We start from the raw sequence: 16,633 nt of genomic DNA on the forward strand, positions 1-16,633 counted from the left end.
CCCCCCCCCCCCCCCCCCCCCGACACAGTGCGGTCGCCGGGCGGCCGAAACCGGTTGCAGCTGTTGTTACCGCCGAGTAACATTACTGGCGGGTAACTTATCAGCCGCCGGAGACCCTGGAGGTCGGCGATGGGGCACTACAAGAGCAACCTGCGCGACATCGAGTTCAACCTCTTCGAGGTCTTTCGGACCGACGAGCACATGGGCTCGGGGCCGTTTCGGGAGATGGATGCCGACACCGCCCGCGGGGTGCTGTCGGAGGTGGAACGGCTGGCCTCCGGCCCGTTCGCCGACAGCTTCGTCGAGGCCGACCGCACGCCCCTGACGCTCGCCGATGGCGAGGTGACCCTGCCCGCCGCGCTGACCAAGACCCTCGACGCCTACTTCGACGGCGAGTGGTACCGCATGGACCTGCCCGAGCACCTCGGCGGCTACGGGGCCCCGCCGAGCCTGCGGTGGGCGGCCATGGAGATGCTGCTCGGCGCCAACCCCGCCGCGCTCATGTACGCCGCCGGCCCGTTCTTCGCGGCCATCGTCGACGAGCTCGTCACCGACGAGCAGCGCCAGCGCTGGGTCGTGCCCACCGTCGAGAAACGGTGGGGCGGCACGATGGTGCTGACCGAGCCCGACGCGGGCAGCGACGTGGGGGCGGGACGCACGTCGGCCACCGACAACGGCGACGGCACCTGGAACCTCACCGGCGTCAAGCGCTTCATCACCAACGGCGACTTCGACTGGCCCGACAACATCATCCACCTCGTGCTGGCGCGGCCAGTCGGACCCGACCACCAACCCCTCCGCGGGCCGGGCACGAAGGGCCTGAGCCTGTTCATCGTGCCGAAGTACTGGGTGCACGAGGACGGGTCCCTCGGCGAGCGCAACGGGGCCGTGGTCACCAACATCGAAGACAAGATGGGGCTGAAGGCGTCGGCCACCTGCGAGGTCACCTTCGGGGAGTCCGTTCCGGCGCGCGGGGTGCTGGTCGGCGAGGTGCACGACGGCATCCGCCAGATGTTCAAGGTCATCGAGTACGCCCGCATGCTGGTCGGCACGAAGGCCATCGGCACCCTGTCCACCGGGTACCTGAACGCCCTGGCCTACGCCAAGGAGCGCGTCCAGGGACCCGACCTGGCCCAGGCCACCGACCGCAACGCCCCCCGTGTGGAGATCATCCGCCACCCCGACGTGCGCCGCAGCCTGATGGAGCAGAAGGCCCACGTCGAGGGCATGCGCGCGATGGTGATGTACGCCGCATCGATCCAGGACCGCATCCAGATCGCAGGACCGGGCACCGAGGACGCCGAGCCCCTGGAGCGGCTGAACGACCTGCTGCTGCCGCTGGTCAAGGGCTACGGCTCGGAGAAGTCCTACGAGCTCTTGGCCCAGTCGCTGCAGATCCTCGGCGGCTCCGGCTACTGCCGGGACTACCCCCTGGAGCAGTACATCCGCGACGCCAAGATCGACACGCTCTACGAGGGCACCACCGGCATCCAGGGCATGGACCTGTTCTTCCGCAAGATCGGCAAGGACCAGGGCGCCACGCTCACCGCCCTGCTGACCGAGATCACCGAGTTCGCCAAGGGCGACACCGGCAACGGCGCGCTCGCCGCCGAGCGCGCTCGCCTCGGGACCGCGCTCACCGACGTGCAGGGCATGCTCGGCGCGATGGTGGGCTTCCTCGGCGAGTCCATCTACAAGATCGGGCTGACCACCACCTCCTTCCTGTTCGCCCTCTCCGAGCTGGTGGTGGGCTGGCTGCTGCTGCGCCAGGCGGAGATCGCGCTACGCGCGCTGGACGACGACCCGTCGCCGGCCGACCGAGCCTTCTACGAGGGCAAGGTCGCGGCCGCGCGCTGGTTCGCCGCCGACGTCCTCCCGCAGATGGCGGCCCGCCGGGCGGTCATCGAGGGCACCGACCTCGGCGTCATGGAGATGGACGACGCCGCCTTCTGACCCCGCTCGCCTGCAAGAAGCACCACCGCCGCCGGGCATGTGGCCGGGCGACGCGACCACCTCCCGGGTGGCCGACGAAGGTTACCGAGCGGTAGATTGGGTCGGAGCGACAGATATGTCGGTGAGCCCCCATCTACCCGTCGGTAACCCCGCACGTCCGCGGGCAGCAGGCCGCCGGCCGCCCGGTTTCGGCCGGATGCTCATCCTCCGGGGTGCCGCCGAAGGCGGCATGAGGGGCCGAAACGTCAATCGCCCGAGCCTGCCAGGCCGATTCTCCGCTGTGCTGGGTGTGGCGGTCGCGCAGCAACCGCCATGGAGGAGTTGATATGGAGGTGGTGCGCGTCGACCCTGAGCGGCCCGACCACGCGGCGATCGCGGCTGCGGCTGACATCCTGCGTACCGGGGGCCTGGTGGCGTTCCCGACGGAGACCGTCTACGGGCTGGGGGCGGATGCCCGCGACGAGCATGCGGTGCGCGCGGTGTTCGCCGCCAAGGGCCGACCGGCCGACAACCCCCTCATCGTCCACGTGGCGGACCTGGCGGGCCTGCACGAGGTCACCGCCCGCGTCTCCCCGCTGGCGCTGGAGCTCGCGCAGCGGTTCTGGCCCGGCCCGCTCACCCTCGTCCTGGACGCCGCGGCGCACCTGCCGGCGGTGACCACGGGGAATCTCAGGACCGTCGCGGTGCGCGTCCCCGACCACCCCGTGGCCCTGGCGCTCCTGCGTGCCGCGGCTGTGCCGGTCGCCGCGCCCAGCGCCAACCGGTCCGGGCGCCCCTCGCCGACCACCGCCGCGCACGTGGTCGCCGACCTCGACCACGAGCCGGTCGCCCTGGTGCTGGACGCGGGCCCGTGCCCCATCGGGATCGAGAGCACCGTCGTGGACGCCCGCGGCCGGGCGCCGGTGATCCTGCGGGAGGGCGCGGTCACGCGGGAGGCGCTGGGTGACGCCGCGCACGCCGTCGGCTCCCCCGCCTCCCCCGGCACCCGCTACCGCCACTACGCGCCGTCGTGCCCGGTGGAGATCGTACCGGCCGGTCACGGCCCCGACCGGGCCGCCGCGCTGGCACGCAACGGCCTGCGGGTCGGTCTGGTGGCGGGCGAGCCTGCACCCGAGGGGGTGACCACCCTCGCGATCATCGACGGCCCCGCGGCCCTGGCGAGGCTGCTCTACGAAGCCCTGCGGACCGCCGAGATCCACGGGCTCGACATCGTCCTGGTCGAGGCCGTGGCGGAGACCGGCATCGGCCGCGCGGTCATGGACCGCCTGCGCCGTGCCACCGCCCGCTAGCCGGACCTGTCCACAGGGACAGGTTTACCTCCAGGCCCCGGGCAGCCGACAGGACTACTGTGAGCACAGCAGGTTGCCGGCGTTGACCCCAGCGCCGCAGGAGAGAAGGCGAGAAGACCTCAGATGAGCCGCGTGGCGGTCGACACGGATTGGCTCCGCCGGATGGGCGCGCTCACCGTCGAGCCCGACGGCGCGTGGCCCCCCGACCAGATCCTCGCCGCCCGCCTCCTCGTCATCCGTCTGGTCAACAGTGCGCGGACGGTCGCCGCCTCGACCGGCGCCGCCGACGCGTGCCCGTCGGACGCCGCGACCCTGGTCGCCGAGCTGTCCATGGCCGACGTGCCCGACAGCGGCGAGACCGCCCGCGGCGAGCCCGCGGACCTCGCCGCCGCCTACCTCCATGCGCTCTGCGACGCCGCGGGTGCCGTCTACTTCTGCCGTCGGGTGGAGCACGCCAGCGGGCGCTGCTGGTTCAGCACCGAGGGTCCGGTAGCGGACCTGTGCGGCCGGGTCCTGGCCGCCGGCCACCGCTGCTCTGCCGACCACTGACGTCTCGGCGCTGCGGCGGGGTTGCGTAGCAAGGGACCGGGTTGGGCAGGCTTGTCCATATGTCTCCCTCCCAGACCCTGCACGGGGCAGTCCTGTCGGCCATCGAGCTGCACCTGCCCCGCGACCCGGCCGCGGTGGCGGCCGCCCGCCACTGCGTGGCCGGCCTGGTGGGCTATGCCGCAGAGGATCTCGTGGACCGCGTGACCCTGGTGGTCAGCGAGCTGGCCACCAACGCGGTGGTCCACACCGGCGCCGCGTTCAGGATCCGGGCCACCTGCCACGTCGGGCACCTGCTGGTGGAGGTCGACGACGTCGGGTCGGGCGTCCCGCACCGGAGCCAGCCTGAGGAGCTGGCGCTGACCGGTCGCGGGGTCGGGCTGGTCGAGGCCATCGCCGACCGCTGCGGCACCACGCTCCACGAGCCGGGCAAGACCGTCTGGGCGGCCTTCGACGCCACCGACACCCCGGTGGTGTGAGCCCAGGCGCCGACGCGCCTATCCCTGGGCAGGGCCGACGCGCCTATCCCTGGGCGGCGTCGGCGTCGCAGACGAGCCCCTCCACCGCTCGCCACATCCCGCTGGCACCCGCCGCGCCATCGATTCGCGCGAGCGCACTGAAGGCCAGGTCCCACCCGAACTGCCGGACGAGGACACCGACCGCATCGTCGACCCCCAAGGTGGTGATCAGGGCTCGGCTCACCCCGGTGATGCTGGTCAGGCGCGGTGTCTGCTCCACGGGCTGTGGCTCCTGCTGTCGCCGGATCGTCTCGCCAGATCAACGATCCGCCGGCTCAGCTGTGACGGCCGGTGGCACGGGCCTGGCTCCAGACGGGCCGCCCGAGGTAGCCGGTCCGCGTCGGAAACAGCCCGAGGACCCGCTCCTCGACGCTGGCGCCGGCCGCTGCCGCGGCGAGCTCCTCGGCTGAGGCATCACCGGCGACGAACCGGCGCAGCACCTCCACGAAGCGGTCCACGAACAGCGGGAACGCCGCGTCGATGACCCGCCCATCGACGTCGAGCCACACGTGGTCGACCTCGGAGCCGTGCAGATCGAGCCCACCCCGATAGACGGTGACCGCCATGCCGAGGTCGGCGGCGAGGGCGGCGACCCGGCGCACCGTGCGGCGGGCGTCCACCGCCAGCGGGTCCTCCCGGTGCGCCGCGACGAGGCGTCTGCGCAGCTCCCGGTCGAGCTCCCGCGGCAGCGGCTGCGAGTGAAAGCGTGTCACGCTCACCGGCCCACCTCTCGTCGTGCCAATCCCTCCCACCAGTATGGCTCGACACGGTCACCCCCCGCCTGAACCACCTTCGGACGCCCCGGCGGCAGCCAGGCGCGCCGCCAGGGCGGTGCGGCGATGGCGGGTGCCCGAGCCGGTCCGCCGGGCCCCCGCCGCGACCAGTCCCGGGGCACCGACGAGGAGCAGCCCGTCGGCGGCGCGGGTGATCGCGGTGTACAGCAGCTCGCGCCACAGCATCGGCTTGTGCCGGGCGTCGAGCACCAGCACCACGACCGGCCACTCGCCGCCTTGCGACTTGTGCACGGTCAGGCACCAGGCCGGCGACAGGTCGCTCGCCCGGTCGGCGTCGAAGGTCACGGTGCCGTAGGGGAAGACCACCTCGACCGTGCGCTCCCTCGGGTCGGTGGCGACGACGTCGCCGATGTCGCCGTTGGCCACCTGCAGCTCCGCGTCGTTGCGGGTCTGCACCACCCGGTCCCCCTCGTGCCAGCCCGCGACCGGGCGGCGACCCGCAGCGGGGTTCAGCCGTTCCTTCAGGCGCTCGTTCAGCCGGTCCACGCCCGCCGGCCCGCGGTACATCGGGGCGAGCACCTGCACGTCGGCCGGCGTGCACCCGAAGTGGGCCGGTGCGCGGACCGCGACGATCTCCGCCACGCGGTCCGCGACGCGCTCCGAGCGCTCGTCCACCGCGAACACGTCGCCCATGTTGCCCTGCAACGGCGGCACCTCGCCGGCGTTCACCTCGTGGGCCAGCGTCACGATCCGGCTGGCGGCTGCCTGCCGGTGGATCACGGTCAGGCGGGTCGCACGCACCAGGGTGGCGGAGCGCTCGTCGAGCAGGTCGCGCAGGACCGCGCCCGGACCGACAGACGGCAGCTGGTCGGCGTCCCCCACGAGCAGCAGGTGGGCGCCGTCACTGACCGCCTGGATCAGGGCAGCGGCCAGGCGCAGGTCCGCCATCGACCACTCGTCGGCGACGACGAGGTCGTGCGGCAGCCGGCGCTGGTCGCCGTAGCCGAACACGAACCCGGAGCCGGGGGCGCCGCGCGCCTCCAGCAACCGGTGGATGGTGCTGGCCGAACGCCCGGTCAGCTCCTCCATGCGTTTGGCCGCTCGGCCGGTGGGCGCGCACAACGCCACGCGCAGGTCGCCGGCCTCGCACGCCCGCACGACCTCGACGACCGTCCGGGTCTTGCCCGTGCCGGGCCCGCCGGTCAGGACCGACACCGGGGCGGTCAGCGCGGCGCGCACCGCGGCCTGCTGCTCGGCGGTGAGCGCCGCGTCGGGCTCCCACGAGCCGGCCGGACCCGCCACCCGGGACCGGGCGGTGTGCAGGCGGGCGAGAGCCGCGGCGAGGTCGCGCTCCGCGGCGAGGTCACCCGGCGTGTACCAGCACCGGCCGCCGTCGCGCTCCTCGGTGACGAGGTCGCCGGACGCGGCGGTCGCGGCCATCGCCCGCTCCGTGTCGGGGCGGGCGACGCCGAGCAGCCGGCCCGACGCCGCCGCAAGGTCGGCGTCCTCGAGCAGGACGTGCCCAGCGGCGCGACAGGACTCGCGGTGTGCCGTGCGCACGCCGGCGACCAGCCGGCGATGATCGAGGCGGTCGAGCCCCTGCGCGCCGGCCAGGGCCTCGGCGTGCTCCCAGCCGACCCCGCGGACCTGAAGCAGCCGGTAGGGGTCGGCGGCCAGCAGTGCGCTGGCCTCGTCGCCGAAGGCGCGGTGCACGCTGGCCGCCGCCGCCGCCGCCACCCCCACGGCGCCGAGCTCCTGCACCAGGTCGGCGAGCGCGCCGGCGGCCCGCCACCCATCCGCGATCGCGTCCGCCAACGTCGGTGACACGCCCCGCACGGCGGCCAGGCGTGCGGGTTCCTCGGCCACGATGGTGGCCAGGTCCAGGCCGAACGCGGCCACCAGCCGACCGGCCAGTGTCTCGCCCACGCCGGGGAACCGGTCGGAGGACAGAAACGCCACCAGCCCGTCGGCGCTGCGGGGCCGGTCCTGCTCGTAGTACACCGCCCGGAAGGTCGGGCCGTAGCGCTGGTGCTCGGTCCAGCGACCGACCAGGCGCACGGGCTGCCCGGCGACCAGGTTCGCCAACGGACCGGCTGCCCGACGCTCCCCGTCGCCGGCCAGCTCCACGACCCCGAACCCGGTGGCGGCGTTGGTGAAGACGACCGCGGCGACCTCGCCGGTCAGCTCCTCCTCGCCCAACAGGCCGTCGGCATCCATGCTCCGCAGTCTGCCAGCCACCGCTCGGCGACACGACGGCCCGCGCGGCCCTGTGGACGTCGACCCGGGGCCGGCTGACGCCCGGCACCCGGGCGCCCGAACAGCACGACGGCCCACCGCCGGGTGGGCCGTCTCGACGCGGCCGGTCCGCGGCGGCGTCTAGGCGCTGGTGAGCTGCAGGTCGATGTCCTCGACACCGGGGACGCTCGTGATGACCTCGCGGATGGCACCCTCGTCGAAGCCGCTCGGCAGGCTGCCGCGCACGAAGACGGTGCCTTCGGCGACGTTGACGTTCAGCTTGGGCAGCCCGGCCGTCCGGGGGTCCTCACCGAGACGCGTGCGGATCTCGTCGGCGATCGGCTTCTGCGCCGGTGGGGCGGCCATGTCGGCGGTGTCCTGCTGGATGCGCCCGGCGGTCGTGGCCAGGTCGTCCTTGAACTCGCTGCCCTGCGCGAGCAGCTCGTGGCGCAGCTCGTCACCGCGCTTGGGCGCGGTCAGGGTGCCGACCAGGTAGCCGATGCCGGCCCCGATGAGCAGGGCCAGCCACACCGGGAACCGCCGCCTGGCGGGCTGCACGCCGAGCTTCTCGGCGGTCTTGCCCTGCGACAGCCACCCACCGAGGCGGTCGAGCTGCTGGTCGCTGACCCGCTGCGCGGTCGCGACGGCCTGCTGTGCGGTGTCGGACCTGCGCACCCGCTCGGCCAGCTCCGCGGCACGCTCCTCCAGCTCGGCCTCCTTCAATCGCGCGCGCGTGCGGTCGGCCAGCTCGCTGCCCTTGGCCTGCGCCTTGGCGTAGGCGTCGGAGTCGCGCACCCGCTCGGCGAGCTCGCTCGCCCGCTCGGCCAGCTCCGCGGCCCGTTCGTCCAAGCCGGCCTCCCGCGCCTGCGCACGCGCCTGGTCGGCCAGGTCGGTGGCGCGGTGCTTCGCCGCTCCGGCAGCGGCCCGGCGCGTCGCCGGTGACCGCAGCGCGAACGCACTGCCTCTGCTGGCTGCCTTGCGGCCCGTCCTGGTCTTGGCGAGCTGCTTTGCAGCCTTCGCCTTGGCGCTGGCCATGGCTCCTCCTTGTTGCCGATTGCCCACCCGCATATGCCTGCAACCTACCTGCCCCCGGCCGGCCCGGTGGAAACGCGCCCGTGCGCGAGGCGCGGGCGGCGTCCGACTGGGTGGATCCTACGCGGCGCGGCGGCCACGCAGGAAGTCGTGCACCACCACCTGACCGAGGTCGGCGAGGTCGGGGTAGAAGATGCGCCCCCCGTAGCCCGACACCATGCGCTCGACGAACGCGGCCGCGCCGGGGTCGTGGTCCAGCAGGAAGACGTTCAGGGTCGCGCCCGTGCGCGCCAGGCGTGCCGCCTCGGCCATGGTGTAGCGCAGCGTGGTCGCCTCCGGCGGCCAGGCGAAGTAGGGCACCTCGCCCTCCAGGTGGGCGGTGGGCTCGCCGTCGGTCACCATGATCACCTGCTGCTCCGTGCCCCGATGTGCGGCCAGGAGCCGGCGCGCGATCATGAACGCGTGCTGCATGTTCGTGCCGTACACCCGTTCCCAGCCGGTCGTCAGGAGGTCGCGCGGCGCCAGGCGCCGGGCGTAGTCGCTGAACCCGACGACGTAGAAGCGGTCCTCGGGGAACTTCGACGCGATCAGCGAGTGCAGGGCCAGCGCGACCCTCTTCGCGGGGATCCAGTTGCCGCGCAGCGGCATCGAGAAGCTCATGTCCAGCAGCAGCACGGTGGTGGCCCGCACGCGCCGTTCGGCCTCGGCCAGCTCGAAGTCCTGGGCATCCAACCGCACGCCGGGCCCCGCGCGTGGCCTGCCGCCGCGGGCGATGGCGTTGTAGAGGGTGCGGGCGACGTCGAGGCGGAAGGGGTCGCCGTGGGCCAGGGGCCGCGTCGACCCGGTCAGCTCCCCGTCGCCGCCGGCGCCCTGCGCGCGATGGGTCCCCACCGGGCCGGCGGCCGCCCGTTCGAAGATGCGCGCCAGCGCCCGCTCTCCCAGCCGGCGCACGCCCCGGCTGGTCAGCTCCAGGGTGCCGCCGCGGCGCTGGGCCGCGCCGGCCTCCTCCAACACCCGCTCGATCTCCCTGAGGGCCCGCAGGGAGCGCGCGGCGTCCTCACCCAGGGCCCGGCGCAGCGCCTCCTCGTCGATGTCCTCCAGACGCGCCCCCGGGTAGGCCTGCCCCAACGCCACCGCGAGGTCCTCGTAGGCCCGCAGGTGCTCGACCCAGTCCACGGTGGCGGTGAGCGAAGCGGTGTCGCGCCCGCCGGGCATGGCGCCGGCGACGCCCTCGTTCCACCCGAGCTCGGGGTAGAGGCGCCGCAGTGCCTGCGCCAGCTGCGACGCCTGGAACGCGAGATCGAGGTCGCCCAGCAGCTGCCCGGCCATCGCCTCCAGCTGGGCCCGCTGGTCGGGTTCGAGGCCGGCCATCAGCTGGCTCATCGCCGCCATCCTGCGGGCCAGCTCGCCGAGCAGATCGTCCAGCGTCTCGAACTCGCCGGGCAGCAGATCCCCGTGGCGCCCGCGGAAGCGGGCGAAGTCGTCGGTGACGTCCTCGCCGCGCTCCCGGGCGGCGATCATGGCGTTCAGGTCCGCGAGCAGGTCCTGGGTGCGCTCGAGGTCGGTGCCCGACATGGAGCCGATCGAGCCGGCCAGCCGCCCGAACGTCGCCTCGGCCACGTCCCGGCGCAGGTCGTCCACCAGGGCGCGGAAGTCCGCGCCCGCCTGCGCGTCGGCCCAGTCGTAGTCGCCCAGGGCGGCCAGGCGTGCGCCGGTGTCGGCCGGCAGCTGGTCGAGCTGGTCGCGCCGCAAGGCCGCGGCGGCCTCATCCGCCGAGAAGTCCAGGGCGGTGCGCTCCCGGTCGATGATCCGCCCGAGGCGCTCCTCGACCCGGCGCAGCGGGCCTTCGAGCCCCATGCGCTCCAGCTCCCGGCGGCGGGCCTCCTCCACGCGCCGGCGCAGGTCGCGCAGGCCGTCCGTGCCCGACAGGCCACGGCGCAGCAGCCGGGACAGGGCCTGGTCAGGGCTGTAGCCCGCGAGCAGGTCGTCGCTGACCCCCTCCATGACCGCGTCGGCGGAGACGGCTGCGGGGAACGGGTCCTGGGTGCCGCTCCACCGGGCGTAGCGGGCCTTCACGCCGGCTCCGTGCCGCTGTCGGCGGCCGGGCGGCCGTAGCGGAAGGCCCCGGGGCCGACCTCGGTGCGGTCCAGCTTGCGGGACAGGTGCAGGCCCTCGAGGGCGAACTCCAGCACCGCGGCCGCCAGCGCGGGGCTCTCCGTGAGCGCGCCCTCCGCGCCGGGGTGCGCGTCCCCGGCGGGGCGGCTGAGCGCCGCGAGCAGCTGGCCCAGCCCGGGGATCTCGTCGAGCTGGCCGAGCAGGTCCTCGGCGCTGACCAGGTCGCCGGTCTCGACCGCCAACCCCTCGTCGAACTTGGCGACCAGGCCGGACAGGTCCAGCCCGGCGGTGCGGCGACGGAAAACCTCCAGCAGGCACCGGCGCAGCAGGCGTTCGAGGATCTCGGGCTCCCGACCCTCCTCGAAGGTCTCGAACTCGATCTTGCCCGCGCCGGCGGACAGCACCTGACCGAGGTCGGCGGGGCGGGCGACGGCGTGGTCCTCGCCGGTGCGGGCCGCGCGCCGGGCGGCGCTGGCGGCGACCGTCTCGTAGTTGGCCGTGGAGAAGCGCACGCTCACGCCGGAGCGCTGGTTCACCTCCGCGGCCGTGCGCAGGGCGCGGGTGAACGCCGCCAGCACCTCGGCGATGAACGCGGGCACGGTCACCGCGTCCGCCAGCACGCGGGCCTCCTGCTCCACGACCGCCACCTCGTCGGCCAGGCGCATGGGGTAGTGGGTGCGCACCTCGGCGCCGAAGCGGTCCTTCAGCGGTGTGATGATCCGCCCCCGGTTGGTGTAGTCCTCGGGGTTGGCGGTCGCGACCACCAGCAGGTCCAGCGGCAGGCGCAGGCTGTACCCGCGCACCTGGACGTCGCGCTCCTCCATGACGTTCAGCAGGGCCACCTGGATGCGCTCCGCCAGGTCGGGCAGCTCGTTGATGGCGATGATCCCCCGATTGTGCCGAGGGATGAGGCCGAAGTGGATCGTCAGCTCGTCGGCGAGGTAGCGGCCCTCGGCGACCTTGATCGGGTCCACGTCACCGATCAGGTCCGCGACCGCGATGTCGGGGGTGGCCAGCTTCTCCGCGAAGCGCTCGTCGCGTCCGATCCACGCGATCGGCGTGTCCTGGCCGTGCTCGGCGACCAGCGCCCTGGCCGCCGGGGAGAACGGGCGATACGGGTGGTCGTGCACCTCGCTGCCCGCGATCACGGGCACCGCCTCGTCGAGCAGGGCGGGCAGCGCCCGCAGGATCCGGCTCTTGGCCTGGCCGCGTTCGCCGAGCAGGATGAGGTCGTGGCCGGCGAGCAGCGCGGTCTCCAGCGCCGGCAGGACCGTGTCGTCGAAGCCGACCAGGCCCGGCACGACCGATCGGCCGCCACGCAGGCGCGCGGCGACGTTGGCCGCCAGCTCCTGCTTGACGGTGCGATCGGGATAGCCCGAGGCCCGCAGTGCCCCGACGGTGGCCGGACGATCGCTCATGGTCGCTCCCCTCGCTCGGGCGCAGGCCCTAGGTCTACCCGCTCACGGCCGGGCGCGCTGCGGTCGAGGGTCCGTGACTCTCGGGGTCCCCCCCTGCACAATGGATCCCCCCATGGCGACAGACAGAGTCCGGACGTGCCGATGACCGTCACCAGCAACCGCGCTGCGCGCAATCGCGGTGGGCCGCCCCCACGCCCGCCCGACGGTGTGCTGCTGCGGGTGATGGTGCCGGCCGCCGGCGCGTGGGCCAGGTTCCCGGCGGTCCCCGAGGACAGCGACGTGACCGTGTCGTTCTCCACGCCCGATGCCGCCCGCGACGCCGACGCCCTCGAGGCCCTCGGCTACCGCGCGGTGGGGGTGGTGGCCGGGGACGGTTCGGCTGAGCCAACCGCCGACTTCCTGGTCGCCCAAGCCGTCATCGAGCGCCATCCGCACTGGTGGCGCAGCCTGGCGGAGCGGTCGGATCGGGCCTTCAGCCTGGCGATGGGCCCCGTCCAGACCGCCTTCGCCGAGGTGCTGCGCACCCATCGCGAGCCGCTCCACTAACGCTGCATGTAGCCGGCCGCGTCGCCGGGCCAGCGCACCCCCCTGGCCGTGGCCGCGTGGCCAGGCCACCTCCCCAGGCGCGTCGCCGGGCCAGCGCACCCCCCTGGCCGTGGCCGCGTGGCCAGGCCACCTCCCCAGGCGCGTCGCCGGGCCAGCCCACCCCCCTGGCCCGTACACGCTCATGCACGAGGGCGTGCGGGTGGCCCGCGCAAGCAAGTCCAGCGCGCTGGGCAACGGCTTCGAGGTCCAAGTCGACGGGCGCGTGCTCCAGGTGGTCCGGAAGGGTCGGCGCTGCCTGGTCGCCGCGCGGGGGCAGCGGGTCGGCTCGATCGTCCCGCGCCATCCCCTCACACGCCGCGCCGACATTTCCCTGCCCGAGGACCTGACCCTGCCGGTGCTGGTGTTCGTCGCCCTGCTGGCCGCGCTGCTGCGCAACCGCCCGGGCCCCAGAGAAGCAGCCGCCCCCGTCGATCTGCTCGACGTGATCGACCTGTTCGACTAAGGCGGCGCGCCGTGGGCTACGGCGTCTGGTTGCTGGGCTCCATGGTCAGGGAGACCCCGGCGTCCGGCCAGGACTTGCGCAGGGTCACGGTGGTGCCGTCGTCCTCCCGGGCGAACTGCAGGTCGTCGACGAGCGCGCGCATCAGCATGACGCCCCGCCCGGTCTCGGTGTCCGCGTCGGGCACCGCGTCGTCGGGGCCGGCGCTCGGGAACGCGAACCCCGGGCCGAGGTCCAAGACGTCGATCGTGCAGCCGGCGGTGTCGATGGTGAACACCACGGAGTAGGCATTGGACCCCACCGCGTGGCGCACGGCGTTGGCGCAGGCCTCCGACAAGGCCAGGCGGATGTCGTCCGCGGCCTCCTGGGGCGCCCCCACGTCCTCGAACACGCAGGTCGCGACGTGGCGCAGCAGGCCCACGAACCGGCTGTCGCGGGGCAGCTGGAGCGTGAGTGTGAGGAGCACCTTCTGCGCCGCTCCTTCGCGATCCATGATCCGTTCCGCTCGGTCGAGTTGCCAGTAGGATCCCACGCGCGGGATTCACCTAACCGGCGTTCGGCAACCTCCTGACGACCTTGCGGATCGCGACCTACAACCTCCTGCACGGCATGTCCGCCCGCTCCGGGCTGCCCGACCTGGGCGCCGCGGTCACGACCATCGCGGCTTTGCAGGCGGACGTGGTCGCGGTGCAGGAGGCGGACCGCGGCCTGGAGCGCAGCGGCGGCGTCCACCAGGTCGCGTGGCTCGCCGACCAGCTCGCCTGGACCTACGCGTTCGCGCCGGCCCTGCTCGGCGATCCCGAGACCGCGTGGACGACCGTGGGGGCCCGCGACCCGGGCGGCGGCGCCTACGGTGTCGGTGTGCTGTCGCGCTACCCGCTCAGGCGCGTCGTCCGCCACCAGCTCCCCGGCGGCCGGGCCGGACGGCGCACCCGTCGCGCCACGCTGGGCCGCCCGGGGTGGGACCGCGAACCCCGCGTCGCCCTGAGCGCGGAGGTGGCGGTCCCCGACGGGGCGATCACGGTGACGACGGCGCACCTGTCCTACCTGCCGTGGCGGGGTCTCGCCCAGCTGCGCCGGGTCGCGGCGATCGCTGCGGCCCAGGGCGAGACGGTGCTGGCCGGCGACCTGAACCTGCCGGTCCATGCGGTCCGCATGGCCCTGGGCGGGGGGTGGCGCCACGCCCACGGCGGCCCCACCCACCCCGCCTGGTCACCGCGCCGCCAGCCCGACCAGATCGTGGTGACCAAGGACCTGCGGGTCCGCGACGCCGTCGTGGGGCCCGCCGGGGCGAGCGATCACCTGCCGTTGGTCGCGACCATCGACCTGCCGTGAGGGTCTAGGCTGGCGGGCGCGCGACGGCACACGCCACGCGCACAACGTTTCAACAGGGGAGCGACACCATGCCCGCCAAACCCGACGCCCTCGTCACGACCGACTGGGTCGCCAGCCACCTCGACGACGACGCCGTCGTCATCGTGGAGGTCGACGAGGACGCCAGCGCATACGACCGCGACCACATCCCCGGCGCCGTGGGCTTGGACTGGCGGGCGGACCTGCAGGACCCGGTGCGCCGGACCTTTCTCGACAAGGCCGGCTTCGAGCAGCTCATGGACGCCCACGGCATCACCAACGACACCCACGTCGTGCTCTACGGCGGCAACAACAACTGGTTCGCCGCCTACGCCTACTGGTACTTCAGGATCTACGGACACGACCGGGTCAGCCTCATGGACGGCGGCCGCAAGCTCTGGGAGCAGCAGGGACGGGAGCTGACCAGCGCGCCGACCACGCGCGAGCCCACCACCGGCTACACCGCCTCGGAGCCCGACACCGAGCTGCGCGCCCGTCGCGCGGACATCCTCGAGCGCTACCTCGGCGCGCCCGAGGGCACGGCCCTGGTGGACGTGCGCTCCCCCGCCGAGTACGCCGGTGAGGTGCTCGCGCCGCCGCACCTGCCCAACGAGTCGGCGCAGGTGCCCGGCCACATCCCGGGCGCCGCCAACATCTCGTGGGGCAAGGCCGTCAACGACGAGACCGGCGAGTTCCTGCCCACCGACGAGCTGCGCGACCTCTACGCCGCCCAGGGCGTCACACCCGACAAGGACGTCGTAGCCTACTGCCGCATCGGCGAGCGCAGCGCGCACTCCTGGTTCGTGCTCCACGAGCTCCTCGGCTACGAGCGCGTCCGCAACTACGACGGCTCGTGGACCGAGTACGGCTCCCTGGTGGACGTGCCCGTCGAGCGGTAGGGCTCCGCGGTCATGACACGAGCTCCAGGCGGTAGCCCATGCCGCAGACGGTGCTGATGGCCTGCCCGCCCAGCTTCTTGCGCAGGTAGCCGACGTCGACGTCGACGACGTTGGAGCCGGGGTCGTAGTCGTAGCCCCAGACGTGGCTGAGCAGCTGCTCACGGCTGAGGACCTGTCCCGGGTGGCGCAGAAGGGTCTCGAGGAGCGTGAACTCGCGGGCCGTCAGGTCGACCTCCCGGTCGGCCACGCGCGCCCGCCGGGTGCGCAGGTCAAGGGCGACGGCGCCGTGGCGCAGCACGGTCTCCTCCACGGCGGCGTCGCCTCCCAGGCGCACGCGCAGCGCTTCGGCGCCGTCCGCCGCCACCGATGCGTGAAGCCGTTGGCGCGCAGGCCCTTCTCGAAAAACGAGGCGATCCGCGACTCGTCCTCGGCGATGAGGATCCGGCTCATGGCGTGTCTCCGGGTTCGAAGGGATCGGCGGCCGGGTGTGGCGGTCGCGCAGCGACCGCCCAGGAAGACCTCCACGACGCGGTCGACCCGGTCACAGAACGCTGCACCCAACGGCTTGCCAGGCCGACGCTTGCGCTCAGCATTCGGGTCCGTCGCCGGATGCCACCACACACCAGCGACTGGGGACACCTCGATGAAGACGCCTTTCGCCGTCACCCGCCTCCTGGCCCTCGCGGTACTCGCCGTCGGGCTCACCGCCGCGCCTGCGGCCGCCCACGACCGCTCCTGCACCGGCACGATCGGGGCGGAGACGGTCGACGGCAGCGTCACCGTGCCGGCCGGTGCCGCGTGCACGTTGAACGGCACCACCGTGGAGGGCAACGTCCTCGTGGAGCCGGGCGCGCAGCTGACCGTCAGCGAGGCGTCCATCGACGGCAACATCCAAGACGACAACAACGATGCGGGCGCGGTCAGCGTCACGGCGACGCAGGTCGGCGGCGGCGCGACCGTGCAGTCCTCGGCCATCGTCGGCGATGTGCAGTTCGAGTCCAACAGCGGGCTGTTCAGCGCCGACGGCAACGACATCGGCGGCAACCTGCAGGTCAACCAGAACACCGGCGGCGTGACCATCACCGACAACGTGATCGACGGCAACCTGCAGTGCGAGTCGAACAACCCCGCCCCGACCGGCGGTGGCAACACCGTGCACGGCGACACCGAGGGCCAGTGCGCCGACCTCGACGCGGCGCCAGACGGCTTCACCGACGTGCAGCCGGGCTCCACCCACGCCGCCGCGATCGACTGGCTCGTGGACGCCGGCATCACCCAAGGCTGCACCGCCGACGGGAGCCGCTACTGCCCCAACAACCCCGTCACCCGCGCCCAGATGGCCACCTTCCTCGACCGCGCCCTGGACCTGCCCGCCGGCACGGCGACGTTTGCTGACGTGACCGCCGGCAGCACCCACGCCGCCGGCATCGCCGCCGTCGCCGACGCCGGCATCACCCAAGGCTGCACCGCCGACGGGAGCCGCTACTGCCCCAACA

At 73.7% G+C, this 16,633-nt stretch carries 17 protein-coding genes; 9 read left to right on the top strand and 8 right to left on the bottom strand.

The features are described from left to right. Positions 1-129: 129 nt before the first annotated feature. From WD250_10385 to WD250_10400, 4 genes are all read left to right on the top strand, one after another. A complete protein-coding gene (locus WD250_10385; protein MEX2620616.1) occupies positions 130-1,953 on the top strand; it encodes an acyl-CoA dehydrogenase in 1,824 nt (607 codons plus the stop codon). Positions 1,954-2,279: 326 nt separating this feature from the next. Then, positions 2,280-3,242 (top strand): L-threonylcarbamoyladenylate synthase, encoded by a 963-nt coding sequence (locus WD250_10390; GenBank protein ID MEX2620617.1) that lies wholly within the window; start codon positions 2,280-2,282, stop codon positions 3,240-3,242. A 123-nt stretch (positions 3,243-3,365) separates the two neighbouring features. Further along, on the top strand, positions 3,366-3,791 hold the full coding sequence (locus tag WD250_10395) for a hypothetical protein (protein MEX2620618.1): 426 nt from the start codon (positions 3,366-3,368) through the stop codon (positions 3,789-3,791). A 59-nt stretch (positions 3,792-3,850) separates the two neighbouring features. Then, positions 3,851-4,267 carry an ATP-binding protein gene (locus WD250_10400; GenBank protein ID MEX2620619.1) on the top strand — a complete coding sequence of 139 codons (417 nt, stop codon included), beginning with the start codon at positions 3,851-3,853 and terminating at the stop codon, positions 4,265-4,267. 43 nt (positions 4,268-4,310) lie between these two features. Here the strand turns inward: WD250_10400 and WD250_10405 are convergent, their stop codons facing one another. The 6 genes from WD250_10405 to WD250_10430 all read right to left on the bottom strand — a co-directional run bounded on the left by WD250_10405 (position 4,311) and on the right by WD250_10430 (position 11,840). Continuing rightward, complete coding sequence (locus WD250_10405; GenBank protein ID MEX2620620.1) at positions 4,311-4,526, bottom strand: hypothetical protein; 216 nt, start codon at positions 4,524-4,526, stop codon at positions 4,311-4,313. Positions 4,527-4,581: 55 nt separating this feature from the next. Next, entirely contained in the window at positions 4,582-5,025 is a 444-nt protein-coding gene (locus WD250_10410; protein MEX2620621.1) for a hypothetical protein, read from the bottom strand. 51 nt (positions 5,026-5,076) lie between these two features. After that, on the bottom strand, positions 5,077-7,257 hold the full coding sequence (locus WD250_10415) for an AAA family ATPase (GenBank protein ID MEX2620622.1): 2,181 nt from the start codon (positions 7,255-7,257) through the stop codon (positions 5,077-5,079). Between the two features lie 159 nt (positions 7,258-7,416). Continuing rightward, positions 7,417-8,310, bottom strand: coding sequence for a YtxH domain-containing protein (locus tag WD250_10420; GenBank protein MEX2620623.1), 894 nt, complete (start codon positions 8,308-8,310; stop codon positions 7,417-7,419). Between the two features lie 117 nt (positions 8,311-8,427). Next, positions 8,428-10,383, bottom strand: coding sequence for a VWA domain-containing protein (locus tag WD250_10425; protein ID MEX2620624.1), 1,956 nt, complete (start codon positions 10,381-10,383; stop codon positions 8,428-8,430). Next, positions 10,380-11,840 carry an AAA family ATPase gene (locus tag WD250_10430; protein ID MEX2620625.1) on the bottom strand — a complete coding sequence of 487 codons (1,461 nt, stop codon included), beginning with the start codon at positions 11,838-11,840 and terminating at the stop codon, positions 10,380-10,382. Before WD250_10430 ends, WD250_10425 begins: the two co-directional genes overlap by 4 nt. A gap of 135 nt (positions 11,841-11,975) precedes the next feature. Here WD250_10430 and WD250_10435 point away from each other — a divergent pair, with 135 nt between their 5' ends. Together WD250_10435 and WD250_10440 are read left to right on the top strand one after the other, a co-directional pair. Continuing rightward, positions 11,976-12,386, top strand: coding sequence for a hypothetical protein (locus WD250_10435; protein MEX2620626.1), 411 nt, complete (start codon positions 11,976-11,978; stop codon positions 12,384-12,386). Between the two features lie 199 nt (positions 12,387-12,585). Further along, on the top strand, positions 12,586-12,888 hold the full coding sequence (locus WD250_10440; GenBank protein MEX2620627.1) for a hypothetical protein: 303 nt from the start codon (positions 12,586-12,588) through the stop codon (positions 12,886-12,888). Positions 12,889-12,904: 16 nt separating this feature from the next. Here the strand turns inward: WD250_10440 and WD250_10445 are convergent, their stop codons facing one another. Then, positions 12,905-13,378 (bottom strand): ATP-binding protein, encoded by a 474-nt coding sequence (locus WD250_10445; protein MEX2620628.1) that lies wholly within the window; start codon positions 13,376-13,378, stop codon positions 12,905-12,907. A gap of 83 nt (positions 13,379-13,461) precedes the next feature. On the opposite strand from WD250_10445, the gene WD250_10450 reads away from it, so the two are divergent. Together WD250_10450 and WD250_10455 are read left to right on the top strand one after the other, a co-directional pair. Next, the gene (locus tag WD250_10450) at positions 13,462-14,220 is read left to right on the top strand and encodes an endonuclease/exonuclease/phosphatase family protein (protein MEX2620629.1); all 759 of its coding nucleotides are present in this window, start codon (positions 13,462-13,464) and stop codon (positions 14,218-14,220) included. Positions 14,221-14,288: 68 nt separating this feature from the next. After that, on the top strand, positions 14,289-15,137 hold the full coding sequence (locus WD250_10455; GenBank protein MEX2620630.1) for a sulfurtransferase: 849 nt from the start codon (positions 14,289-14,291) through the stop codon (positions 15,135-15,137). Positions 15,138-15,147: 10 nt separating this feature from the next. Here the strand turns inward: WD250_10455 and WD250_10460 are convergent, their stop codons facing one another. Beyond that, on the bottom strand, positions 15,148-15,501 hold the full coding sequence (locus WD250_10460; GenBank protein MEX2620631.1) for a winged helix-turn-helix domain-containing protein: 354 nt from the start codon (positions 15,499-15,501) through the stop codon (positions 15,148-15,150). A gap of 279 nt (positions 15,502-15,780) precedes the next feature. Here WD250_10460 and WD250_10465 point away from each other — a divergent pair. Beyond that, positions 15,781-16,633: S-layer homology domain-containing protein (locus WD250_10465; protein MEX2620632.1), on the top strand; the 853-nt coding region annotated here is incomplete at its 3' end.

The sequence above is a fragment of the Egibacteraceae bacterium genome (assembly GCA_040905805.1).
Taxonomy (GTDB): Bacteria; Actinomycetota; Nitriliruptoria; order Euzebyales; family Egibacteraceae; genus DATLGH01.